24 protein-coding genes are annotated in these 21,849 nt (G+C 63.8%); 16 read left to right on the top strand and 8 right to left on the bottom strand.

Annotation, left to right across the window (positions count from 1 at the left end; translation table 11 throughout):
• Positions 1-33: 33 nt before the first annotated feature.
• Positions 34-447 (bottom strand): DUF3175 domain-containing protein, encoded by a 414-nt coding sequence (locus VSR82_RS28670; protein WP_368583746.1) that lies wholly within the window; start codon positions 445-447, stop codon positions 34-36.
• A 62-nt stretch (positions 448-509) separates the two neighbouring features.
• The gene (locus tag VSR82_RS28665) at positions 510-1,016 is read right to left on the bottom strand and encodes a PRC-barrel domain-containing protein (protein ID WP_018438199.1); all 507 of its coding nucleotides are present in this window, start codon (positions 1,014-1,016) and stop codon (positions 510-512) included.
• A 325-nt stretch (positions 1,017-1,341) separates the two neighbouring features.
• On the opposite strand from VSR82_RS28665, the gene VSR82_RS28660 reads away from it, so the two are divergent.
• Both VSR82_RS28660 and VSR82_RS28655 read left to right on the top strand, forming a co-directional pair.
• Positions 1,342-1,653 carry a hypothetical protein gene (locus VSR82_RS28660; protein ID WP_368583747.1) on the top strand — a complete coding sequence of 104 codons (312 nt, stop codon included), beginning with the start codon at positions 1,342-1,344 and terminating at the stop codon, positions 1,651-1,653.
• Positions 1,654-1,738: 85 nt separating this feature from the next.
• Entirely contained in the window at positions 1,739-2,035 is a 297-nt protein-coding gene (locus tag VSR82_RS28655) for a hypothetical protein (RefSeq protein ID WP_368583748.1), read from the top strand.
• 27 nt (positions 2,036-2,062) lie between these two features.
• Here the strand turns inward: VSR82_RS28655 and VSR82_RS28650 are convergent, their stop codons facing one another.
• A complete protein-coding gene (locus tag VSR82_RS28650; RefSeq protein WP_498858268.1) occupies positions 2,063-3,343 on the bottom strand; it encodes a DNA topoisomerase IB in 1,281 nt (426 codons plus the stop codon).
• A gap of 121 nt (positions 3,344-3,464) precedes the next feature.
• Here VSR82_RS28650 and VSR82_RS28645 point away from each other — a divergent pair, with 121 nt between their 5' ends.
• From VSR82_RS28645 to VSR82_RS28620, 6 genes are all read left to right on the top strand, one after another.
• On the top strand, positions 3,465-3,809 hold the full coding sequence (locus tag VSR82_RS28645) for a chemotaxis protein (protein ID WP_368583750.1): 345 nt from the start codon (positions 3,465-3,467) through the stop codon (positions 3,807-3,809).
• Positions 3,810-3,959: 150 nt separating this feature from the next.
• A complete protein-coding gene (locus tag VSR82_RS28640; RefSeq protein WP_368583751.1) occupies positions 3,960-4,511 on the top strand; it encodes a type 1 glutamine amidotransferase domain-containing protein in 552 nt (183 codons plus the stop codon).
• A gap of 81 nt (positions 4,512-4,592) precedes the next feature.
• Positions 4,593-5,165 (top strand): DUF4142 domain-containing protein, encoded by a 573-nt coding sequence (locus VSR82_RS28635; RefSeq protein WP_429455576.1) that lies wholly within the window; start codon positions 4,593-4,595, stop codon positions 5,163-5,165.
• Entirely contained in the window at positions 5,162-5,509 is a 348-nt protein-coding gene (locus VSR82_RS28630; protein ID WP_429455575.1) for a DUF1488 family protein, read from the top strand. Before VSR82_RS28635 ends, VSR82_RS28630 begins: the two co-directional genes overlap by 4 nt.
• Positions 5,510-5,610: 101 nt before the next feature.
• Positions 5,611-6,192, top strand: coding sequence for a hypothetical protein (locus tag VSR82_RS28625; protein WP_429455574.1), 582 nt, complete (start codon positions 5,611-5,613; stop codon positions 6,190-6,192).
• Between the two features lie 548 nt (positions 6,193-6,740).
• Positions 6,741-7,193, top strand: coding sequence for a PA2169 family four-helix-bundle protein (locus tag VSR82_RS28620; protein ID WP_176106061.1), 453 nt, complete (start codon positions 6,741-6,743; stop codon positions 7,191-7,193).
• Between the two features lie 92 nt (positions 7,194-7,285).
• Here the strand turns inward: VSR82_RS28620 and VSR82_RS28615 are convergent, their stop codons facing one another.
• The gene (locus VSR82_RS28615) at positions 7,286-7,624 is read right to left on the bottom strand and encodes a BON domain-containing protein (protein ID WP_429455572.1); all 339 of its coding nucleotides are present in this window, start codon (positions 7,622-7,624) and stop codon (positions 7,286-7,288) included.
• A gap of 506 nt (positions 7,625-8,130) precedes the next feature.
• On the opposite strand from VSR82_RS28615, the gene VSR82_RS28610 reads away from it, so the two are divergent.
• Together VSR82_RS28610 and VSR82_RS28605 are read left to right on the top strand one after the other, a co-directional pair.
• The gene (locus tag VSR82_RS28610; RefSeq protein ID WP_429455571.1) at positions 8,131-9,615 is read left to right on the top strand and encodes an RNA polymerase factor sigma-54; all 1,485 of its coding nucleotides are present in this window, start codon (positions 8,131-8,133) and stop codon (positions 9,613-9,615) included.
• A gap of 170 nt (positions 9,616-9,785) precedes the next feature.
• The gene (locus VSR82_RS28605) at positions 9,786-10,961 is read left to right on the top strand and encodes a pyridoxal phosphate-dependent aminotransferase (RefSeq protein WP_498858267.1); all 1,176 of its coding nucleotides are present in this window, start codon (positions 9,786-9,788) and stop codon (positions 10,959-10,961) included.
• Between the two features lie 19 nt (positions 10,962-10,980).
• On the opposite strand, the gene VSR82_RS28600 is transcribed toward VSR82_RS28605, so the two are convergent.
• Complete coding sequence (locus VSR82_RS28600; RefSeq protein WP_429455569.1) at positions 10,981-11,778, bottom strand: sulfotransferase family protein; 798 nt, start codon at positions 11,776-11,778, stop codon at positions 10,981-10,983.
• A 193-nt stretch (positions 11,779-11,971) separates the two neighbouring features.
• Positions 11,972-12,961 carry a ferritin-like domain-containing protein gene (locus tag VSR82_RS28595; protein ID WP_368583758.1) on the bottom strand — a complete coding sequence of 330 codons (990 nt, stop codon included), beginning with the start codon at positions 12,959-12,961 and terminating at the stop codon, positions 11,972-11,974.
• A 216-nt stretch (positions 12,962-13,177) separates the two neighbouring features.
• On the opposite strand from VSR82_RS28595, the gene VSR82_RS28590 reads away from it, so the two are divergent.
• Together VSR82_RS28590 and VSR82_RS28585 are read left to right on the top strand one after the other, a co-directional pair.
• Complete coding sequence (locus VSR82_RS28590) at positions 13,178-14,884, top strand: S10 family peptidase (RefSeq protein ID WP_429455568.1); 1,707 nt, start codon at positions 13,178-13,180, stop codon at positions 14,882-14,884.
• A gap of 95 nt (positions 14,885-14,979) precedes the next feature.
• Complete coding sequence (locus VSR82_RS28585; protein WP_429455567.1) at positions 14,980-15,726, top strand: FadR/GntR family transcriptional regulator; 747 nt, start codon at positions 14,980-14,982, stop codon at positions 15,724-15,726.
• A gap of 44 nt (positions 15,727-15,770) precedes the next feature.
• On the opposite strand, the gene VSR82_RS28580 is transcribed toward VSR82_RS28585, so the two are convergent.
• Both VSR82_RS28580 and VSR82_RS28575 read right to left on the bottom strand, forming a co-directional pair.
• Positions 15,771-16,910 (bottom strand): Gfo/Idh/MocA family protein, encoded by a 1,140-nt coding sequence (locus tag VSR82_RS28580; protein WP_429455566.1) that lies wholly within the window; start codon positions 16,908-16,910, stop codon positions 15,771-15,773.
• 3 nt (positions 16,911-16,913) lie between these two features.
• The gene (locus VSR82_RS28575; protein WP_368583762.1) at positions 16,914-17,681 is read right to left on the bottom strand and encodes a sugar phosphate isomerase/epimerase family protein; all 768 of its coding nucleotides are present in this window, start codon (positions 17,679-17,681) and stop codon (positions 16,914-16,916) included.
• A 234-nt stretch (positions 17,682-17,915) separates the two neighbouring features.
• On the opposite strand from VSR82_RS28575, the gene VSR82_RS28570 reads away from it, so the two are divergent.
• The 4 genes from VSR82_RS28570 to VSR82_RS28555 all read left to right on the top strand — a co-directional run bounded on the left by VSR82_RS28570 (position 17,916) and on the right by VSR82_RS28555 (position 21,825).
• Entirely contained in the window at positions 17,916-18,908 is a 993-nt protein-coding gene (locus VSR82_RS28570) for a LacI family DNA-binding transcriptional regulator (RefSeq protein WP_176123748.1), read from the top strand.
• A 202-nt stretch (positions 18,909-19,110) separates the two neighbouring features.
• On the top strand, positions 19,111-19,854 hold the full coding sequence (locus VSR82_RS28565; protein WP_429455565.1) for a (Fe-S)-binding protein: 744 nt from the start codon (positions 19,111-19,113) through the stop codon (positions 19,852-19,854).
• Positions 19,851-21,254, top strand: a complete 1,404-nt coding sequence (locus VSR82_RS28560; RefSeq protein ID WP_429455564.1) for a lactate utilization protein B — start codon at positions 19,851-19,853, stop codon at positions 21,252-21,254. Before VSR82_RS28565 ends, VSR82_RS28560 begins: the two co-directional genes overlap by 4 nt.
• Positions 21,241-21,825: a LutC/YkgG family protein gene (locus tag VSR82_RS28555; protein ID WP_429455563.1), complete on the top strand. Its 585-nt coding sequence runs from the start codon at positions 21,241-21,243 to the stop codon at positions 21,823-21,825. Before VSR82_RS28560 ends, VSR82_RS28555 begins: the two co-directional genes overlap by 14 nt.
• Positions 21,826-21,849: the final 24 nt, after the last annotated feature.

Genomic DNA, 21,849 nt, shown 5'->3' with positions numbered 1-21,849 from the left:
CTGGCCGCGTAATGCCGCCGCGATCCCGGCAGTTCAGCGCGGCTCGCGTCCAAACGCTTCGCGCAGCTTGCGCTTGGCTTGTTGCAAGGTATCGCGCCGCTCCTTCGGCAGGTTTCGACCCGCTCGATTAATGTAGAAATTGAGCATCGACATCGCCGATTGAAACGGCGTGCCCTTGCGTCGACGGCTCGCCGTCGACGAGTGCTTCAACGATCGCGCGATGGACTCCGCGCTGCCGGTTTTGAAAATATCCTTCTCGATGTCCATCGCGTCGCTCGTTTCCATCACGTGATGCGACCATTTCTTTGCGCCGGATGCGCCGCTCGACTTCGCGGTTTTGGCGCGATGCGCGGCCTGCGCCTGCGCATGGCGCTGGCGCGGCGGCCGTCCCGACTTGCCACGCGACACAGGGCGTTTCGATCTGCTGCTGCTCTTTCGGGTCGCCATTGTGTTCTCTCCTGAAGCGGAACGCCGCACTGGCCACGCATCGGAAGTGGTCGATTCGGCGATCAGAGCTTCACGCCACCGGACTCGGGTGCATCCGACGAACCCGGGGGAATGTCGCCGACACCCACGTCGTTGCGGTTCGTATAGACGTCGCCACCCCAGTACGGTTCGCTGCCGTAGTACTGATGCACGGTGGTGGCCCACGTCTGGTCCGCCATCGATGGCCAGTGATCCTTATCGAATCCCGGTGCGTTTTTCACGCGCTCGGCCACCATGTTCAACACGAAGCATTTCTCCTGCGTATCGAGCGTCAGCGCGCTCCACGGAATCGCCAGCAGCTTGTCGCCGATGCCGAGAAAACCGCCGCTCGACAGCACCGCATACGCGATGCGGCCTGAACGCACGTCGAGCATGATGTCCTTGATCTTGCCGATGTGCTCGCCGTCGCTGCTGATGACCTTGTTGCCGTCAAGCGTGGCCGCGGCCATTACGTCCGGGCCTGGGCCTTCCGCGGTCGCGGCGCCTTTACCGACGATGTTCGCGCCTTGCGTCTGGGTCTGCATCACCATGATGGGCTCCTTTGATGGGGGGAATGTACCGAGGCATTTAGCAACGGCCGTTCCATCGAGCCGTGCGGCGCAGTTACTCCGCCGTTGCTCCGCAATTTGCTCGATACCACCCGGCGCCGCATCTCCCGACGAGGCGCCGCGCGCGTAAAGGATGCGAGCCCGTTTGCAATTATTGCGTCCATGCCGACGCAAGCGCTGCCCAGCGAAGCGCGATGAGCGCATACGACGCATGCATCGCGCGGCATAGGCCTTGCTCGACTTTCAGTGATTGCGGCAGGAACTGAAGGATCACAACCGTCCTTTTTACTTGATGGAGAGAAGCCAGATGAGCAAGTATCCGAAGGCATGGCTGGTAGCGGCATGTGTGGCCGCGTCGGGCGCCCTGGCGTCGGGCGCCGCGTTCGCGCAGACGGGCGGCGGCAACGGCAATGGCGGCGCCGGCGGCGGCAATGCGCATGGCGCGGCGACCGCTGCGCCGACGGCGGGCAACGAGCCCGCATCGAATGCAATGGGCAGCACCGGGGGCTCGACTTCGTCGATGAAACACCATCACAAGAAGTCGAACGCAAAGAAGCCGATGAACGACACGACGAACATGCCCGGCGCCGATGCCAGCAGCGATACAAAGGGACAGTAACGCTGGATCGATGCGGAAGCGGCAATGAACCGTTGCGGTCGTTGTGACGCCGGACGATGCCGCTTCGCATCGGGGGGAGAATATCGTGATCAGGAAGATTCATTATCAGGCGAACATCTGCGGCGGGGACTTCGCGCACGTTCGCGAGTGCTTCAGCAACTGGAAATCCGAGACGCTCGTGTATCGTCGGCAACAGCCGATGTTCGAAGGCAAGCAGGAAGTGCGGCCGTTGTCGGAGCGTGTGTTCGAGAACGGTGAAGTCGCGCATAACACGCTCGCGCGGGTTTGTTCGCCAGGCGATGAGTATGCGCTGGCGGCCGAAATACGCGACGGCGAGCGCGATGTCTGGCTCGTGATGGCGGCATTCGAGGAAGAGGCTTGAGCCTTCGCCGATTCATCGCCGAGCCCGTCACTGGGCCGCCGGTTTCGATTCAGATGGCAATTCCAGCCCGGTGTGCAAAGGGGCCGCGCCGCTTTCGCGTTTCGCGTCGGGGGTTTTCTTGCGCGCCACGCGCGATTTTTTCAGCAGACTCGTCAGCGAACCGTTGATGCTGTCGTCGGCCGACGACTCCCGCGCCTTGCGTCCTTTGGCACCGGTTGCGCGCGCGAGTTTCGCCGCGCGCTTTTCCGCCTGCGCGAGCAGCACCGCGAAGGCCACTTCATCCACCTTGAGTCCGCGGCGCGCTTGCCCTGACGCGAGGCTGCGCAACTCGTCGGCCTCGAACGCGCTGATGATCGCCGGGTGGATATAACAGCGCCGGCAGACAGCGGGCGTATTGCGCAGCAGCGTCGCCACCTCTTTGACGGTGGCGACGATATGGCCGCGCGCTTCGGCTGCGCTGCTGCACATCAATCGGCGCAATGCCGCCAGCGCGTATACGCTGCCGGCCCAGGTGCGGTAGTCCTTCGCGGTGAAGTCCGCGCCGCTCACGCGGCGCAGGTAGTCGTTGATATCGCTCGAGCCGACGCTGTGGCGCGTGCCGTCTTCGTCGAGATACTGGAACAGGTCGTGGCCGGGCAGCTCCGCGCAACGCCGCACGATGCGCTTGACGGTTGGATTGTCCACAGTCACGTCGTGCTCGATGCCGCTCTTACCGCGAAACTGGAAGCGCAATTGACCCGCCTTTATCTTCACGTGCCTCTTGCGCAACGTCGTCAATCCGAATGAATGATTTTCGCGCGCGTATTCGGCGCTGCCGACGCGAATCAGCGTCGTGTCCAGCAGGTGCACGATGGCCGCGACGACCTTGTCGAGCGGCATGCCGGTCAGCTTCAGGTCACGCGCGACACGCGCACGGATTTTCGGCAATGCCCGGCCGAACTCGGCCATCCGTTCGTACTTGTCGGCGTCGCGCGTTTCGCGCCAGCGCGGATGGTAGCGGTACTGCTTACGGCCACGCGCGTCGCGGCCGGTCGCTTGAAGGTGACCTCGCGGATCGGGGCAGATCCACACGTTTTCGTAGGCGGGGGGAATCGCGAGCGAGTTGATGCGTTGGATCTCGTCCTCATCGACGATGCGCTTGCCGTTCACGTCGAAATAGATAAAGCCGTTCCGCTCCCGCTTGCGGGTGTAGCCGGGCTTGGTGTCGTCGGCGTGGCGCAGGCCCGGTGGCATCGGCTGCGGTGCGGTGTTGCCGTTCGCGGTCGCCGGGTTGCGTGATGCTGTCGTTGAATGAGTCGCGGTAGCCATGGTCGCAAGTAGAAGTTTCAAGCGGCTGAAGCAAGGGGGATGCCATTGACACAGCACCGGGGCGCTCGAGCGGAACGGTCCTTGCGAAATGGTTGGCGTAATCAACTGAAAGGGGGCTTTCATGAGCAGCACACTCAATCCCGATGAAGAACCGCAGCGGACTGTCAAGCCAACCTCCGACACGACGGGCGCGCTGGGTCCCAGCGACTCGTCCGACAGCGGCAGCGACGTCGCGGGTGCGAAGCGTCACGATTTCGACGTCGATACGGAGCTCGACAATCACGCGCTCGAAACCGGCGACGCGGAACTCGCCAGCGATACCGATCGAGCAGGTACCGGCGAGCGTGCGTCGGCCGACGGCGATTCGACGTTGGAAGCGGATCGCGATATCGACACCGACCACATCGTCGATCCACGGGTGCCTCCGGGCGCGGAGGGATCAGGTGAAGAGGGAACCGACGCCTGACCAGCTTGCGTTTCGCACACTACACGGCTTGCGCCAGTCGGCGCAGCCGGGCACGTGTTTTGCGTGACAACGCTTTAGTAAAGGCGCCGCGCTATGCACATGCATAACGAGCAAGCGCATGACCGCGGCGCCACAGCAAGGAGAAGACGCATGACTGATGCACTGAATGGCTACAAGGTAGCGGTACTCGCCGTAGACGGTTTCGAACAGGCGGAACTCGTGGAGCCGAAACGCGCGCTCACCGAGGCGGGCGCGACGGTCCACGTGATTTCGGAGAAGCCGGGCAAGATCCAGGGCTTCAGGCACGTCGACAAGGGCGACACCGTCGATGTCGATGCGACGTTCGACAAAGCCCGTCCCGAGGACTACGACGCGCTGGTGTTGCCGGGCGGCGTCGTGAACGGCGACGCGTTGCGACTGGTGCCGCAGGCGCAGGCCTTCGTCAAAGCGGTCGACAGCGCGAAGAAGCCGATCGCGGTGATCTGCCACGGCACGTGGCTGCCGGTATCGGCGGGCATCATCAAGGGGCGCACGGTGACGAGCTGGCCTAGCCTGCAGGACGATATTCGTAACGCGGGCGGCACGTGGGTCGATCAGGAAGTGGTCGAGGACGGCAATCTGATTTCGAGCCGCAAACCCGCCGACCTGCCCGCATTCAACAGGACGCTGATCGGGCAACTGACGAAGCGCAAGGCGGCTTGATCGAAGGCGGCGCGCTGGCTTCGACGCCAGCGCATTGCCGATTCGACACTGCGCATCGCCGATTCGACAGGGAGAAAGTGCATGAAATTCCGGTATTCCCTACAAGTGCTGAGTGCCGCGCTAGCCGCGTTGGGCGCGAGCGCGGCAACGATCGACACGGCCAGCGCGCAGGCGAGCGATGCGCCCGCGAGTGCTGCGCCGGCCGGTAAAACGACGCTGTCGCCCGCGGATCAGCAGTTCGTCCTCGAAGCGTCGAAGTCGGACGCCACCGAAATCGCCGCCAGCAAGATCGCGCTGAAGAACTCGAACGATCCGCAGGTCAGGAAGTTCGCGCAACAGATGATGACCGACCACACGAAGCTGTCGCACACAATGGCCGCGCTGGTCGCGAAGAAGGGCTTCAAGCCGACCCCATCCGCGGATTCCGCGCTGGTCGGCAAACTGCAGACGTTGAAGGGCTCCGAGTTCGATGCGGCCTACGTCGAGCAGGTCGGCGTGGAAGCGCATCAGCGTGCGGTGGACCTGTTCCAGCAGCAAAGCGAAAGCGGCACCGACGCGCAACTGAAGGCCGCGGCCACGCAAGCGCTGCCGACCATCAAGCATCACCTCGAGATGGCGCAGCAACTGGCCGGCAAATTGAAGGGCGCGTCATGAACGCGATCCTGCCACGGCCTGCTTATGAGGACTCTCTGATGCAGATCACTTTCCCCGACGACGACCCGGTCTTCGACGGCGCCAATCTGACAGTGCGCTTTCTCGCGCGTGTAGATGGCGAGCCGGTGGTCTGCGCGATCACCGCCGAGGCGCTGGAAGATCATTTCGGCGCTGAATCCGCGCTCGAACCGGCGGTCATGGCCGCTTTCGACAGAGGCCGACAGCGCATCCGCTCGGTGTGCGCGGAAGCGCTCGACCAGAACAACGGAGAAAGCGTGGTGTTGCATAGCGGACTGTTCAGAGTGGAAGGCATGGAACCGGATCGCGGCAGCGCGGCGTCGTAGGGCTGCCGCGTGTCGCACCGACTGGGCGCGCTGCTCGTCACGCGCGCCACCCCCGGCGACGGTATGGTCCGCGAACGCTAATCAACGATAAAGGAGGCGTAATGTCACTCATCGTCGCAGCACGCTTCACGACGTTTCCGGCAGCGGAAGGCGCGGCGCAAAAGCTTTTCGAGGCGGGTTTCGTCGAAGAGGACGTCACGCTGTTTTTCGTCAATCCGCGCGGCCAGCACGCACGTTTCCCGATCGGAGGCGACACGGATACCGACCCCGGGGCGCGAGAGGCGCCTAAAGGCGGAGGCATGGGCGTGACGATCGGTGCGGTCATCGGCGCGGTGATCGGCGTCGCGATTTTCGCGGCGTTTTCTGCACCGCTGCTGGTGTCGCCGATCGCGGCGGGCGTCGGTGCGTATGTCGGCTCGCTGATCGGCGCGATGTCGCGCACCAAGGAGCATGGCAAATCGGACTATCGCGTGCCGTATCACGAGGAGGCCCGCAAATCGGGCGTGCTCGTCGCCGTGCACGTGTCGCCCGACAATCAGCTCGATGCCGCACGCGTGCTGCGTGAAGCGGGCGGCGTGTCGATCGAGAAGGCGACCGGCCGCTGGCAGCAGGGACACTGGGCCGATTTCGATCCGCTGAAGACGCCCGAACCGATCAAGGAATTCGCGGAGAAGCGCGAGTGATGTAAGCGATGCGGTATGCCAACGGAAAACGGCCCGATGACGATGATCGGGCCGTTTTCGGTTTACCGCGCGATGTCGACGTCTCGCTACACCCATGGTTGCCGCGTGTCGTGCGGCGGCTGAAATCGTTCGAGCTGCCTTTCGCTATTCGTCGGCCAGCATGAGGCCGGCGTGATGCCGTCATGCGAGCGACCGCACGTCGATATCGTTGCATGCGGCTCAGGCGCCGCCGCGTCCGGCGACGCAATGTGCGCGCGAATCTGCATCACGGTAGCCGAAGTGACGATTGCGACCGCCGCCAGGAATTTGATGCTGCCGGATTTTTTCATCGCGATTCCCCTGTCTTTATAGATTGCCGAATCGATTGGATTAGCAACGGCTGTGCCACTCCGGCGAAGATCGAGACGCGGCGCCAAGCGTGCATGCCGGGCACGTGTGATGCGTGCCATTCAATGCAGCCCGCCGCGCGTCGAACCGATTCATCGCGACGCGCATAAAAAGCTCCGCGCGGCGGATTCCGCGATGAACGAAACCCTTGGAGGTATTGAATGGCTACCAACGTTGTTTCCGTATTGAATGACCTGGTCGAAACGTCGAAGGATGGCGAAAAGGGCTTTATGAAGGCAGCCGAGGATGCGCACGACGAAGAGCTGAAGATGCTGTTTCGCTCGACAGCAGACGAGTGCTCGCGCGGCGCGCGTGAGTTGCAGGATGTCGTTCAGACCCTCGGCGGCAAGCCGGAAACCGGCGGCAGCATGACCGGTGCCCTGCATCGCGGCTGGGTCGACGTCAGATCGGCGGTTTCGGATCGCAGCGACCATGCGATTCTCGCCGAGTGCGAAAAGGGCGAGGACGTCGCGAAGAAGCGCTATCACGATGCGCTCGAAAAGGATTTGCCGGCCGATGTACGTGCGATCGTCGAGCGGCAATACCAGGGCGTACTGCAGAATCATGATCGCGTGCGCGATCTGCGCGACCGGTATGCGGCGATGAAGCGTTGATCGACGCGTCGATGCAATAGAAAGAGCCGGCTCCGCAGCCGGCTCTTTTTCGTTCCGCTCAGTCGAATCGGCGTGAACCGATCATGCGGATATCAGTCGGCGGCCACCTTCAGATGGTTCTTCACGCTCTCGACACCCTTCACGTTCTGCACGACATCCTCGGCGGCGGTCTTGTCTTCGGCCGATGGCACCGAACCCGTGAGCCACACGACGCCCTTGCGGGTCTTCACGTGGATATGCGTCGATTTGACGTTCTTCGCGGCAAGCAGATCGGCCTTGACCTTGGTCGTAATGGTGCCGTCGTCGATATGCTGGCCGACGCTTTCCGACGCCGCGGGCGGAGCCGAAGTGCTGGTCTGGGCGTTCGCGTTCAGCGCGAACGCGACGACAGCGATACTGCCTGCGGTCTTCAGAAGCTGGATCGTCTTCATGGTTTTCTCCTTCAGGTGGTGATGAAAATGGCGGTCTTGTTGCCGGTGGCCGATCGCGGCGTAAGCCGCTGATGACACACGTGGGTCGTGGCCGCTACGGTACCGTCAGGGGCCCGTTTCTCGACACCGGGCGCCGTCCTCGCCTCCGCATGACTGGCGTGTTTGCAAAAGGCGGCGTCCGTCCACACAACGCTGCCCCGCATGCATCGTGCCCGGCCGCTGCGATCCCGGTGATGCCGCTCGCGAAAGCCGCATCCATCGGGGTTTTTCGACTGACGAATAGGCCCGCGGCGCGACCGTGCGCGAGGCCGCCCGAGGTGTGAAGAAAGGGACCGGAAATTGCCTGCCGTTTGTAAAAACCGGCTCTCGCGGTCCGGTCAATTCACCCGCCTGAATAAACAAAGCGTAATCAAAACAGCGTCTTGCGCGACCTGGTACGGACGTTGCATTGAAGAGTGCACTCGGCTCATTGAGTCTTTGACTACCAACGAACGGGATCTACTCCAATGCCTTCAATCGAACTACGCACAAGGCAGTCGCTTGCACTGACGCCTCGTCTTCAGCAGTCGGTGCGTCTCCTGCAATTGTCGGCTCTCGAGTTCCAGCAGGAATTGCGCACGGCGCTCGACACCAATCCGTTCCTCGAATACGACTCATCCGAAGCAGAGGACGTCGCGCTCGCCGGCACGACGCCAGCTGATGGCGAAGACGCCACCGTGCCCGCCGCCGATACGCTAGCCGCCGCCGAACCGGACGGACTGGCGGCGGAAAACTCCGCTAGCGATACGCTCGAAAGCGCGGGCCAGGACGACATGCCCGCCGATTTTTCCGGCGACTACGGTTCGCGCAGTTCGGCGCGCCAGAACGGCGACGCGGACGGCAGCGACCCGGCCGAATGGGCTCGCTCGCAACCCACGCTGCGCGAGCAGTTGCACGACGCGTTGCGCCTCTACCGGCTCGACGACCGCGATCGCGCGGTGGCGCGTTTCATCATCGAGGCACTCGACGAAGACGGGTATATGCGGCAGTCGCTCGCCGACCTGGCCGACAGCGTCGATCTCGAGCCCACGCTGACCGAGGAAGAACTGCTGGTGGCGTTGCGCCTCGTGCAATCGCTCGATCGTCCGGGGCTCGGCGCGCGATCGCTATCGGAATGCCTGACGCTGCAGATCAATGCGCTGCCCGCCAGTACACCGGGGCGCGACGTCGCGCGGCAAATCGCCGAGCATCATCTGGAACGTCTCGCGCGCCGCGAACAGGCAGAGTTGCAAAAGCAGATCGGCTGCAGCGCCGAGGAACTGCGCGTGGCCTGCGCGCTGGTGCGCAAGCTCGATCCGAAGCCGGGCAATTGCTACGGCCGCGCCGAGGATAACTATGTGGTCCCCGACGTGATCGTGCGTCAGGCGCGCAACAAGTGGGTCGTGTCGATCAATCCGGCAGTGCAGCCGCGCGCGCGAATCCATCGCATGTATGCACAGCTATTCGCGCAGTCGGCCGGCGCGAGCCGCTCGCCGCTCGCACAGCAGCTGCAGGAAGCGCGCTGGCTGATCCGCAACGCGCAGCAGCGCTTCGATACGATCCAGCGGGTGGCCGAATGCATCGTCGCGCATCAGAAGGCCTTCTTCCAGTACGGCGAGATCGCGCTGAAGCCGATGGTGCTGCGCGACGTCGCTGACGAGCTGGGCCTGCACGAATCGACGATCTCGCGGGCGACGGGCAACAAATATATGGCGACGCCGCGCGGCATCTTCGAATTCAAGCATTTCTTCCCGCGCGAGCTGGGCACCGAAAGCGGCGGCACCTGTTCGGCCGCCGCGGTGCGCGCGCTCCTCAAGGAGATGATCGCCGCGGAGAACACGCGCGATCCGCTGTCGGACGTGACGCTCGCGAAGATGCTCGCGGATCAGGGCGTGCTGGTCGCGCGGCGCACGGTGGCGAAATACCGGCATCTGATGAAGGTGCCGCCGGCGGAACTGCGCCGGCAGCTTTAACGCACCGAAGTTTTAACGGGGGTTTGAAGCAAAGCAAGGCAGTCGTTCAAACAGCAGTACATTGCGCACAGGGTCATGCGAGGTTGTCCGCTCGCATGACCCTTTTTCGTATCTGGACGTTTCGCCGGCGTGCCTTTACATTGGCGGGTCGAATGGAACGGGTGAGCGCAATGAAGTATTCGAATCTGGTCGAGCGGCTGCAAGGGCGCCGCACGTCGGCGTGGGAAATTCATCGGGTCGCGCAGCAGGCGGCTGCGAGGGGCGAAGACGTGATCGTGCTGAGCGTAGGAGACCCCGAGTTCTCGACGCCCGCGCCGATCGTCGAGCGCGCGATCGATGCGCTGCGCGCCGGCGATACGCACTATACGGCGATGGCCGGTCGCGAGCCGCTGCGCGCCGCGATCGCCGCCGAGCACGCGCGTACCTCTGGCCGTGACGTGAGCGCGGCCAACGTAGTGCTGACCGCCGGCGCGCAAAACGGCGTGTTCGCGGTGTCGCTGTGCCTGCTCGAAGCCGGCGACGAAGTGATCGTTCCCGAGCCGATGTATCTGACCTACGAGGCCTGCGTGCGCGCGGCGGGCGCGACGCTGGTCGCGGTGCCGGTCGATCCGGCGCGCGCGTTTCACGTCGATTGCGACGCGCTCGCAGCGGCGATCACGCCGCGCACGAAGGCGATCTTCTTCGCGACGCCGTGCAATCCGACCGGCGTCGTGATGCAGCGCGCGGATCTCGAGCGCATCGCGCGGCTCGCGTGCGAGCACGACCTGTGGGTGCTGTCCGACGAGGTCTATGCGGAACTGACGTTCGAACGCGACCATGTGAGCATTGCGTCGCTGCCCGGCATGGCGGAGCGCACGGTCACGATCGGCAGCCTGTCGAAGTCGCACGCGATGGCGGGATGGCGCGTCGGCTGGGCAATCGGGCCCGCGACGCTGATCGAGCACATGGCGCGGCTCGCGCTCGCGATGCTGTACGGCCTGCCGGGCTTCATCCAGCAGGCCGCGTTGACGGCATTGGAGAACAGGGCGGAGTTCGTCGCCGATATTCGCGAGATCTACCGGCGGCGGCGCGACGTCGTGTTCGAGCGCTTGCATCGCGTGCCGCGCTTGCGATGCCTGTTGCCCGAAGCCGGCATGTTCGTGATGGTCGACGTCAGCGGAACCGGGCTCGATACGACCGAGTTCACCTGGCAGCTGTTTCGCGCGCAAGGCGTGGCCGTGCTCGACGCGAGTGCGTTCGGGGAAACGGCGAACGGCTTCGTCAGGTTGGGGCTGGTGGTAGGCGAGGATCGATTGATCGAGGCGTGCGACAGGATCGCGCGGTTCGTGGAAGGGGTGCGGGGCTGAGCGGGCACCTCAGGCAACCTCAGGCCGCCGCATAACCCAGCCGTCGCGCCTGGCTACCCGCGAGAGCGAGCAGCGCGTCGTCGCTCGCGGCCGTATCGGGAATCAGATATAGATCGCCGATATCGGTCACCGGATCGCTGAACGGCGTCGGCGAACGGCGTTGCGAGATCAGGAAGTCGCTGATCGGCGATGCATCCGCGAGGCCGAGAAACTGCCCGATGCTGGCCGCCGTCTCACGCGGTTCTTCGATAACCTTCCGGTACGACACGGTCAGCGCGTGAGCCGCTGGTATCTCTTCGAAGAATGCGTTGATCTCGCCGACGTATTGCCCCCACACGCGGATGCCGTCTTCGATCGATCCGGTCCAATGCTTGTGCACGAGCGAATTGGCCACGTGGCGAGGATCGCGGTGGATATGAATGAAGCGCGCCTGCGGCAGCAGTTCGCGTATCAGACGCAAGCAGGAACCGGAGCGCGGCACGCGCTCGATCGAACCCGTTCGGCCCGACAGGATCGTAGGGTCGGCGTACGACGGATGCTTATCGCCCCAGATCGGCGCGCCGAACTTCAACTCTTCGCGATAGAAGCGCTCGACCCACCCGCCCAGCGTACGACGGCCGAATCCGAGCAGGCGGTCGCGTGAAGTCTCGCCGAGCAGGTCGGCGCGATGGCAGCCGACTTCGAGGAAGTCCTTCAGCAATGCAAAGACCCGGCATTCGTTGGTCAGCTGGATCAGAGGATGCGCGTTGAGCACGGAACAAAGAAAGGTCGTGCCGGACCGGGGCGAGCCGACGATGAACAGCGGGAAGGACTCCATTGCGCGCTCCTTGTCGTTTGCCTGGGTTCCCAGCTTACGCAAGCAGCATGGCGCCAGCCTGACGCGGGCATGACTGCCGCGCCATTCGCTTCGATGGCGCGTGACTTCGACCGTCAAGCGGCGATTCGCAGTTCTCGAACGTGGGGCGCGCGCCGGCTGAACGCTGGCGCGCTCGGCGCGGCTTACTCGCGGTTTACTTTTTCTTGCGCACGAACTTCAAGCCGAAGCGCACCAGCCGCGGCATCGTTTCGGGCCGCAACAGCCGTGGGTCATACCCCGCGAAGCGACGTTCGTTTTCCTGAAGACACAGTTGCATCAACTCGGGCACGCTGATATCGACATCCGTTACCGACTGCGCGCCGTTGACCGTGAAGTTGTTGTCGTGCTCGTGGACGTTGCCATCGGCATCCATCGCACGCGCGAGTCCGATACGCTCCCAGATCAGAAACGCCCACACGCCCGCCACCTTGAGCTCGAAGCGGATGCGCTGCCACCACGAAAGCTGCGCGCGATGCCAGGCGACCCAGTTCGCGAACAGCAGAATATGGCGGCACTCTTCCTGCATCACCGGCTCGAACGTCTCGGTCAGTTCCGGCGGAAACAGACCCGAGCGCCGCGCCACCTCGAACAGGCCGAACGCGAAGAAGCTGTCGATACATTCGCTATAGCCGGTCACGAGGTAAGCCCGTTCCGTGTCTTTCGGATAGACGTACGGCGGCTCGCTCGCGAGTTCAATGCCGTATGCATGCACCATGCGCGACAGCACTTCCTTATGGCGGTTTTCTTCCCACGCATTCAGCGCGAGCGCGTCGCGCAGGTCCGGGGTGTCGAGCGTCGCCGCGTAGGCGGCCATGCGCAGGCGCGCTCTGCCTTCGGTTTGCACGGCGATGTCCCAGATCGGCAGCTCGACGATGCGCTTGAGCGTCGCGGCTTCGAGCGGCGGCCATGCGAGCACGGACGGGCGATACGGATTGAAGGTTTCGCGAAACATGCGGCACATTTCGTGCCGGTGCACGTCGGAGCCGGGCGTCAGCGGGCCGTTGACGGCGCTCGTCCAGTGCCGCATCGCGTGCTCGGCGGCGTCGAGGGTCGAGGGGTCCGGCTGCTCCTGCGGCAGGTGCGGCGCGCGAAAGCCGGGGATCAGCGCGGCAGCGTCGAATGTGTCCAGTACCAGTTGATCCATTGGGTATTCTCGGCGAGGCGACGAAGGCGTTGTCGATTCTGCCATGACTGCGCAGGTGTGCGCCATGTGGAGGAAAAAGCGCTATGAAATGTTGGAGCGTGCCGTGACACCGGCGGTTGACGCCGCGCAAACTTGCGTCAAGAATCGAACGCCGGGTTTGCCCCGGAATCAGGCTAGACGGATTCCAGCGCATTTCGACTCGTCGCGGACGACTTCATGATTCTTCGCTTCTCTTCCTCATTGCGCCGCTTGCTGACAGCGGGATTGCTGGCCGCCGCGCTGACGGTGACGTTTTCGGTCGCCGCTGTAGTGTCGTTCGGCGAACCGTGCATGGCAGCCGAACAGGCCAATGCGAGGGCAGGCACGGACGCCGCCGCATCGGCGCCGCCCGCGCAGCAGGTCGGCGAATCGAACGAGCCGCACAAGCGGACTGCCGCATCGAATGCACCGGATTCGGGCGACGCGACGGCGAAGCCTCGCAACGACAGGACGTCGGCGCCCGCGGTTCCGGTGCCGCCCGAGACTACCAGCGTGACCACGCATTCGCTTCGCTTGAACGGTCGCAAGCTCGACTACACGGCGAGCGCCGGCAATCTGTTGCTGCACGATAAGTCCGGCGCGCCCACCGCGAGCGTGTTCTATGTCGCGTACACGGTGCCGACCAAAGCGCCGGCGACGCGTCCGATCACCTTTCTGTTCAACGGCGGTCCCGGCGCTGGCAGCGTATTCCTGATGATGGGCTCGGTCGGCCCGAAACGCGTGCGCACCGCGAGCCCCGCGAGCACGCCGCCCGCGCCGTACACGCTCGAAGACAACCCCGACAGCCTGCTCGATGTCTCGGACCTCGTGTTCATCGACGCGGTCGGCGCGGGCCTGTCGAGACCGGTCGGGCATGGCACGGGCAAGGACTTCTGGGGCGTCGATCAGGACGTCAGTGCGTTTGCGCAATTCATCGACCGTTATCTGACGGTGAATCAGCGCTGGAATTCGCCGAAGTACCTGTTCGGCGAATCTTATGGCACCGCGCGCGCCGCGATGCTCGCTTATCATCTGGGGCAGAACAATATCGCGCTGAACGGCGTGATCCTGCTGTCGTCGGTGCTCAATTCCGCGGCGTTCACGCCCGGCACCGATTTCAAGAGCGTGAGTTATCTGCCGAGTTTCGCGGCGATCGCGTGGTATCACGACAAGGTCACGCCGAAGCCCGCGAGCTTACCGGCCTTTCTCGACGAAGTGCGCGCGTTCGCACGCGGACCGTATGCGCAGGCGCTCGATCAGGGTGATGCGCTGCCCGACGATCAGCGCGACGCGATCGCCGCGCGCGTCGCGTACTTCACCGGTCTCGACGTGGGCTTCGTGAAGCGCAACCGTCTGCGTCTTTATCCGACGCGTTTTCGAAACGAGTTGCTGCGCAACGAGTCGCGCAGCGTAGGGCGCTACGATGCGCGTGTCGAAGGCCGGAATTACGACGATGCAGCGGAAGATCCCGATTTCGATGCGTCGGTGAGCAGCGTGTCGAATGCGTTCAATGCGGCGCTCCATCAGCATCTGTCGGAAGACCTGCACTACACGCCGACCGACCGTTATCTGGTGTTCAGCGACGACGCGTTGAAGCAGTGGGACTGGAAACATCGCGAATGGTGGGGCGAACGGCTGGAACTGCCGTACGCGGGCGGCGATCTGGCCGAAGCGATGCGGCAGAATCCGCAGTTGCGGGTGCTATCGCTGAACGGCTACTTCGATCTCGCCACGCCGTTCTACGCGACCGAATACGCGCTCGCGCATCTCGGCCTCGACCGGTCGCTGCGCGAGAACGTGCGCATCGCCTACTATCCGACCGGCCACATGGTGTACCTCGACGATGCCGCGATGCACGCGATGAAGCGTGATCTCGTGAGCTTTTATACGGCACAGCCGCGTTGAGATCGGCGCATCGGCGCACGATATCGAACGGTATAATTCCACGCACCGTGCAGTAGCCGCGCGCTTCGTCAACCGCGCTTCACCGTTTGCCGCTTATGCCATTCACCCCGATTCCGTCCTTCGCGCGCAAGCGCATTTCCGACGTGGTGTCCGACCAGATCAAGCAACTGATCTCGGAGGGCTCGCTGATGCCCGGTGACCGGCTGCCGGCCGAGCGCGATCTCGCGGCGCAACTCGGCGTGTCGCGGCCGTCGCTGCGCGAGGCGCTGATCAGGCTGGAGGCGGACGGGTACATCGAAACGTCGGGGCGCGGCGGTTTCACGGTGGTCGACGTGACCGCGCCGATCATCTCGAAGCCGCTTGCCGAACTGCTGCTGCAGAATCCGCGTACCAGTGCCGACATTCTGGAGTTGCGCCAGGGGCTCGAAGCGATTTCGACGGTCTATGCCGCGCAGCGCGCAACCGCCGCCGACCTGAAGAAAATCCGCGCGGCGTTCGAGGCGTTGAAGGCTGCGTCGTTGTCGCGGGATCGCGCGAATCTCGCCGAACTCGATGCCGCGTTTCATCTCGCGATCGCCGACTCCACGCACAACGTCGCGCTGGCGCATGTGATGCACGGCATTCACACGCTGATTCGCGAGGGCATGCGCCAGTATCATCGCTTGATCGATTACGACGATGCGATGGAAAAGCAGTTGATGAGCCAGCACCAGGCGATTTACGACGCGGTCGTCGCACGCGATGCGCCCAAAGCACGCAAGGCAGCCGAGCGGCATCTGGCCTTCGTGCGCGAGATTTACAACGACGATGCGACGAAGCCGTCGGCTGCGGTGATTTCCTGAGTTGCCCGGCCACGCGAAACTTCGGGCGACCGGGGCTAGGCGAGTCAGTCGCCGAGAAACACCTCTTCGCCTCGCCCCAATGGCACGACGACGGGCCGTTGCACGGGGGTCTCGATATCGATGTGCCGCCCCTCGCGCGAAGAGCGTTCGAAGGCATCCAGCACCTCCAGCACGTGTAAAGCCAGTTCGCCGCTCGCGCGATGCGGCCGATCCCGACGCAACGCCAGCGCCATGTCCAGCACGCCCACGGCGCGGTAGTTGGCCACGCGCGCGCCACTCCTCAACGTGAAGTTGTCGACGCCAAAGGCATGATGCTGTGTGTCGAGCGGCTTGAAGCCACTATCACGTTCAGCCACGCGCGGACTTCCGCCAAAGAAATTCGGGTCGACGCCCAGCAGGGTGCCTTCGGTGCCATAGATCTCGATGGGCGCACGCTGATGGGCCCACACGTCCCACGAGGCGCTCATCGACACGTTGGCTCCGCTTGCAAAATGCAGGATGCCGTTGACCGTCGTGGGCACCTCGACTTCGATGATCTGACCGCGGAGCGGTTCACTCGAGATGATGCGCTGTGGAAAACCGATGGTCGTGCACCCGCTCACGCGTGCTACCGGTCCCAGCAGGTTGACCAGTTGGGTCACGTAATACGGGCCCAAGTCGTGAATGGGACCGCCGCCCGGCTTGAAAAAAAACTCTGGATTGGGGTGCCAGGATTCCATGCCGCGGGACAACACCGCCACGGCCCCGCCTATGGCGCGCCCAATGCGGCCGGCATCGAGCGCCGCGCGGCAGGCCTGATGGGCCGCGCCGAAGAAAGTGTCCGGTGCGCAGCCCACGCGTAACCCTGACGCCTCGGCTCGCGCCAGCATCGCGCGTGCGGACGCGAAATCGGTAGCCAAAGGCTTTTCGAGGTAGACGTGCTTGCCGGCCTCGAGAATCTGCAGGCTCACCGGCACATGCGCGTGCGGCACCGTCAGGTTGATGACGATTTCGATGTCGGGGTCGGCCAGCAGCGCGTCCACCGACATCGCGGCCACACCGTGCTGCGCGGCCTTGGCCTGGGCGGCCTCCGGACGCAGGTCGGCGCAAGCCTTGACGCGGGCGAACTCCGAATTCGCCGCGCCGGTAAAATACGCATCGCTGATGTTGCCGCAACCGATGATGCCGATGAGGACAGGTTTCATGGATCAGGCTCCGAGCTGGTGCAGATAGGCAAAGGCATTGCGGGCGAAGCGTTCGCCGTCGCTGGGATTGTCGTGCTCGGCGGCGAGGAAACGCGCACCCGCTTCGCGGCAGGCCGCGGACAGCGTGGGCCAGTCCATCACGCCGTGACCCACGTCGGCCCAGCCGTCTTCGTCGAGTTTTTCACCCGCCGGCGCGAGGTCTTTCGCATGAGCCGAGACCACGCGGCCCGTATAACGACGCAGCCATGGCAGCGGATCGGCGCCGCCGCGCACGAGCCAGGCAACATCCACCTGCCAGCCGAGCGGGCTGGCCCCGGCGGACTCGAACAACAGTTCCAGCGCCGTTGTGCCGTTCTCTTTCGCTCTGAGTTCCCAATCATGGTTGTGGTAAGCGAGACCGATGCCCTGATCGGCGAGCCGATGAGCGAACTCGCCCAACTCGCTGCCGAGCGCCCGCCAATATGCGGCGTCGCTGTCGCGCTCGGCTGGCGGCACTGCGGGCATGACCAACTGCGTGAAACCGATGGTCTCGCACGCCGCGACAACTTCTTGCAAACGCTCACGCAGCATGGCCATGCTGAGGTGGCTGGACGAGGCGCTCAGGCCGCGCGCCTGAAGCTTGTTCCGGGTGTCGGCCGCATCTTCCAGCAAGGACCCGATCAGCTCGACGTGGCGAAATCCGGCTTGGGCTGCAATGTCGAACTGCCGGTCGAGATCGCCCGCATTACGCAGGCTGTAAATCTGGATGGAAATGGGCAAGGCTTGATTCATGGTCGTCAGTCCAAGGAGTCAAGGGGATGCGGTGCGGATGGGAGCAGCGATTGCTGTGAAGCGGTGCAGGTCAGAGGGTAAGCGCTTTCCCGTTTCTCCGGAACATGGGCTTTACCCTATGCAGGCTGGGAGACCCACATCTCCGCCAATCCGCGTCTTAATCTCTGAGCGTTTTCGTTTCTGAATAACGCGCGTTGGGAAAAAATTTTCCCGGCGGTGCTACAATCATTGCCTATGCGAAGCAAACCCTCTATCGAAGCCGTTGCCCGCGAGGCTGGCGTATCTATTGCCACGGTCTCGCGTGTGCTCAACGGGACGAAGCCCGTGTCGGCGGCCACGCGTGAGCGGGTCGAGGCGGCAGTGAGCGCACTGGACTACCGCGTCAATCCGTTCGGCCGCAGCCTGAGCACCGGGCAGAGCCGCATTCTGCTGATGCTGATGCCGGATTTCGCCAACCCTTATTACGCCGAGATCGTGCGCGGGGCCGCCGCGGTCAGTCGCCAGGCCGGTTACACGCTGCTTCCGGCGGACCTGGAAGCCTGGACGGGCACGGCGGACGCGTCGCTGCCGACGCTGCTCGGCAGTCTGAGCGACGGCGTCATCAACCTCGTGCCGATGTCCGACCAGGCAGCCCGGCGCGAGGCGGCGAATGGCAAGCCGTGGGTCAATTGCTCGGAGTTCATGCCAGGTAGTGATGTGCCTTATGTCAGCATCGATCACCGCCAGGCCGCTACGGACGCCGTGCAGTACCTGATCAACAAGGGCCACCGGCGCATCGGCTTCATCACCAGTGATGAGCGCTTCCTGTATGCGCGTCAGCGCCGCGAGGGCTATGACGCAGCGCTACTGCGCGCGGGGCTCGCGCCTGCGCCCGAGCTTGTCTGTGTGACTGGCGACAATAGCTACGCCGCCGGCAGCCAGGCGGCGGCAAGTCTGCTGGCGGTGGTGGACCCGCCGAGCGCGGTGTTCGCCGTGTCGGACACGTTGGCGATCGGCGCGATCAAGTGCTTTAGCAAGGCCGGCCGGCGGGTGCCGCACGACGTCGCGGTAATGGGCTTCGACGATGTGCCCATCGCCGACATCTTCGAGCCGGGGCTGACGACCGTGGCCCAGCCGATGGTCGAACTGGGCGCCGCGGCCGCAGAAATGCTGCTGGCGCTGCTGGACGGTCGACGCCCTGCGCCGCGTATCTTGCAGCACCGGCTGGTGCTGCGGGAGTCGGTTTGAGCGGTTGTGGTGGAGAACAAACGCGGCGGCTCGCTTCCGCTGGCGGAGGGTCGCGCTTACTCGGGGGGTAGTGATCGGGCCGCTCGAATTGACACCGTCAACCGACTTTCTTATAGTCTTGGTCAGACCAACATGACCAAGACCGGCCAAACGGGCCGCACCGGTCAACCGGCATCATCCCGCCGCATTTCCTGAAGGCCCTATGAAAGTCGCGCTGTTTATCCCGTGCTTTATCGACGCGTTCTATCCCGAGGTCGGTATCGCGACGCTCGAACTGCTCGAACGTTTCGGCATCGAGGTCGACTATCCGCAACAGCAGACCTGCTGCGGCCAGCCGATGGCCAATAGCGGCGCGCATACGGACGCCGCCGCCACCGAGCGACTCTTCGCGCGCAACTTCGCCGGTTACGACTACATCGTCGGGCCGTCCGCGAGTTGCATTCATCACGTGCGCGAACATCTGACCGCGCTCGAGCAGACCGATGAAGTGAAGAAGGTGCGCGCAAGCGCTTACGAGTTGGTCGAGTTTCTGCACGACGTGATCGGCGCGCGCGAATTTCCGTGGGCCGAGTTTCCGCATCGCGTTGGTCTGCACACCAGTTGCAGCGCGCTGCGTCATCTGAAGCAGGCGTCGGCGTCGGAAATTGCCGGCACGCCGTTTTCAAAGCCGCGTGCACTGCTCGAAGGCGTGAAAGGCATCGAGTTCGTGAAGCCGGCGAGGCCCGACGAATGCTGCGGTTTTGGCGGCACGTTCTCGGTCACCGAAGAAGCGGTGTCGGTGCGCATGGGGCAGGACAAGGTGCGCGACCATCTGAATGCGGGCGCCGAGTACATCGTTTCGGGCGATATGTCCTGCCTGATGCACCAACAGGGTTGCGCCGAACGCATGAAGGCCGACGCGCGCTTCATTCATATCGCGCAGGTTCTCAATGGAGCACGCGCATGAGCGGCGACCATCACTGCGTCGATCACGCCAAAGCCGCGGGTTCTTTTATCGGCAAAACCGAGCATGTCGCGTTTCACGACAAGCGTCTGTGGGACCTGCGCGAGAAGCGCGACGCGCAGGCGCACGGCATTGCCGAATGGGAAACGTTGCGCTCGCTGGCGTCGGGCATCAAGGAACACACGCTGTCGCATCTGGCCGACTATCTGGAGCAGTTCGCGGCGGCCGCCGAGGCCAATGGCGTGGTCGTGCATTGGGCGGCGAACGCGGAAGAGCACAACGCGATCGTCCACCAGCTGATGTCCGAGCGCGGCATGACGACGCTCGTGAAGAGCAAGTCGATGCTGACCGACGAATGCCGGATGCGCGAGTACCTCGAACCGCGCGGCATTACGGTGATGGAGACGGACCTCGGCGAGCGCATCCAGCAACTCGATCATCAGGACCCGAGTCATATGGTCGTGCCGGCCGTCCACAAGCTGCGCGCGGACGTGGCCGAGTTGTTCGGCCGTACCATCGGCACCGATCCGAAGAATAGCGACATCCATTATCTGGCCGAAAGCCAGCGAATGAATACGCGGCCTTATTTCGTGCGCGAGAAAACGGCTGGCATGACCGGCTGCAATTTCGCGGTGGCGGAAACGGGCACGGTCGTCGTCTGCACGAACGAAGGCAATGCCGATCTTTCGGCGAACGTGCCGCCGTTGCATATCGCATCGATCGGAATCGAGAAGCTGATACCGAAGGTGTCGGACCTCGGCGTGTTCGTGCGCATGCTGTCGCGCAGTGCGTTGGGTTCGCCGATCACGCAGTACACATCGCATTTTCGTGCGCCGCGGCCGGCCACCGAGATGCATTTCATTCTCGTCGATCATGGCCGTTCCGAACGGCTCGCGATGGAGGACTTCTGGTACTCGCTCAAATGCATACGCTGCGGCGCGTGCATGAATACGTGTCCGGTGTATCGACGCAGCGGCGGCCTGTCGTATGGCGGCACCTATTCGGGGCCGATCGGCGCGATCATCAATCCGACTTTCGATCTGAAACGCTATAGCGCATTGCCGTTCGCATCGACACTCAACGGCAGTTGCACGAACGTGTGTCCGGTGAAGATCAACATTCACGAGCAGATCTATAAATGGCGCGCGGTGATCGCCGAGCAGCACGAAGTGCCGTTCGTGAAGCAGGAAGTGCTGAAGATGGCGGGGCGTCTGCTATCGAGTCCGACCTTGTATCGCGCGACGGTGGCGTCGATGGGCAGCGCGTTGCGGCGGCTGCCGAATTTCGTGCTGTACAACCCTCTGAATATCTGGGGCCGGCAGCGCGAATTGCCGGAAGCGCCGAAGATGACTTTTCATGCCTGGTACAAGAAGAATCGCGGAGGCGGCAATGACAACGCGTGAGGCTTTTCTTGCCAAAGTACGCGCCGCGCAACCGACCGCGCGGCCGCGTCCCGACGTGCCGCTGTTCGATGCGGTTGGCGGCGATCTGCGGGCGCGTTTCGCAGCGGCGTTGCAAACGATGGGCGGTACTTGCGTCGAAGCAGCGAGCGCGAACGACGTCAGCGGTCTGATTCGCGAGCGCTTTGGCGCGGCTGCATCGATCGCATCGGCGAGCGCCGAAGTGCCTGGCACGCGCGTGATCCGCGCCGATACGGACCCCGCGTCGCTGCAGGATGTCGACGTCGGTGTGGTGCGCGCGCGCTTTGGCGTCGCCGAAACCGGCTCGGTGTGGTTCAGCGAGCGCGAATATGTGGTCAATGCCTTAGGCTACATCGTCCAGCATCTGGTCGTGTTGCTCGATCCGGCGCAATTGCTCGATGGACTGCAAGACGTCTATCGTCGCGACGATTTCCGCAGCGCTCGCTACGCGGCGCTGGTTACCGGCCCCTCGGCCACCGCCGATATCGAGGGCGTACTGATTCGCGGCGCGCAGGGCGTGCGTTCGTTGACGGTCGTGTGGCTCGCGGGCTGATGCACGGCGGTTGCCGCGCCGGAC

The sequence above is a fragment of the Burkholderia sp. JPY481 genome (genome assembly GCF_038900515.1).
GTDB classification, from domain to species: Bacteria; Pseudomonadota; Gammaproteobacteria; order Burkholderiales; family Burkholderiaceae; genus Paraburkholderia; species Paraburkholderia youngii.
Note: the sequence above shows the minus strand (reverse complement) of the source record. Positions and strands in the feature narration are given on the sequence as shown.

Coding starts and splice junctions, on each gene's coding strand:
- VSR82_RS28560 (WP_429455564.1), top strand. CDS start 19,851: ATGAGCGGCGACCATCACTGCGTCGATCACGCCAAAGCCGCGGGTTCT.
- VSR82_RS28595 (WP_368583758.1), bottom strand. CDS start 12,961: ATGGATCAACTGGTACTGGACACATTCGACGCTGCCGCGCTGATCCCC.
- VSR82_RS28575 (WP_368583762.1), bottom strand. CDS start 17,681: ATGAATCAAGCCTTGCCCATTTCCATCCAGATTTACAGCCTGCGTAAT.
- VSR82_RS28645 (WP_368583750.1), top strand. CDS start 3,465: ATGAGCAGCACACTCAATCCCGATGAAGAACCGCAGCGGACTGTCAAG.
- VSR82_RS28570 (WP_176123748.1), top strand. CDS start 17,916: ATGCGAAGCAAACCCTCTATCGAAGCCGTTGCCCGCGAGGCTGGCGTA.
- VSR82_RS28555 (WP_429455563.1), top strand. CDS start 21,241: ATGACAACGCGTGAGGCTTTTCTTGCCAAAGTACGCGCCGCGCAACCG.
- VSR82_RS28580 (WP_429455566.1), bottom strand. CDS start 16,910: ATGAAACCTGTCCTCATCGGCATCATCGGTTGCGGCAACATCAGCGAT.
- VSR82_RS28620 (WP_176106061.1), top strand. CDS start 6,741: ATGGCTACCAACGTTGTTTCCGTATTGAATGACCTGGTCGAAACGTCG.
- VSR82_RS28630 (WP_429455575.1), top strand. CDS start 5,162: ATGAACGCGATCCTGCCACGGCCTGCTTATGAGGACTCTCTGATGCAG.
- VSR82_RS28665 (WP_018438199.1), bottom strand. CDS start 1,016: ATGGTGATGCAGACCCAGACGCAAGGCGCGAACATCGTCGGTAAAGGC.
- VSR82_RS28615 (WP_429455572.1), bottom strand. CDS start 7,624: ATGAAGACGATCCAGCTTCTGAAGACCGCAGGCAGTATCGCTGTCGTC.
- VSR82_RS28605 (WP_498858267.1), top strand. CDS start 9,786: ATGAAGTATTCGAATCTGGTCGAGCGGCTGCAAGGGCGCCGCACGTCG.
- VSR82_RS28670 (WP_368583746.1), bottom strand. CDS start 447: ATGGCGACCCGAAAGAGCAGCAGCAGATCGAAACGCCCTGTGTCGCGT.
- VSR82_RS28660 (WP_368583747.1), top strand. CDS start 1,342: ATGAGCAAGTATCCGAAGGCATGGCTGGTAGCGGCATGTGTGGCCGCG.
- VSR82_RS28635 (WP_429455576.1), top strand. CDS start 4,593: ATGAAATTCCGGTATTCCCTACAAGTGCTGAGTGCCGCGCTAGCCGCG.
- VSR82_RS28610 (WP_429455571.1), top strand. CDS start 8,131: ATGCCTTCAATCGAACTACGCACAAGGCAGTCGCTTGCACTGACGCCT.
- VSR82_RS28625 (WP_429455574.1), top strand. CDS start 5,611: ATGTCACTCATCGTCGCAGCACGCTTCACGACGTTTCCGGCAGCGGAA.
- VSR82_RS28640 (WP_368583751.1), top strand. CDS start 3,960: ATGACTGATGCACTGAATGGCTACAAGGTAGCGGTACTCGCCGTAGAC.
- VSR82_RS28565 (WP_429455565.1), top strand. CDS start 19,111: ATGAAAGTCGCGCTGTTTATCCCGTGCTTTATCGACGCGTTCTATCCC.
- VSR82_RS28600 (WP_429455569.1), bottom strand. CDS start 11,778: ATGGAGTCCTTCCCGCTGTTCATCGTCGGCTCGCCCCGGTCCGGCACG.
- VSR82_RS28590 (WP_429455568.1), top strand. CDS start 13,178: ATGATTCTTCGCTTCTCTTCCTCATTGCGCCGCTTGCTGACAGCGGGA.
- VSR82_RS28650 (WP_498858268.1), bottom strand. CDS start 3,343: ATGGCTACCGCGACTCATTCAACGACAGCATCACGCAACCCGGCGACC.
- VSR82_RS28585 (WP_429455567.1), top strand. CDS start 14,980: ATGCCATTCACCCCGATTCCGTCCTTCGCGCGCAAGCGCATTTCCGAC.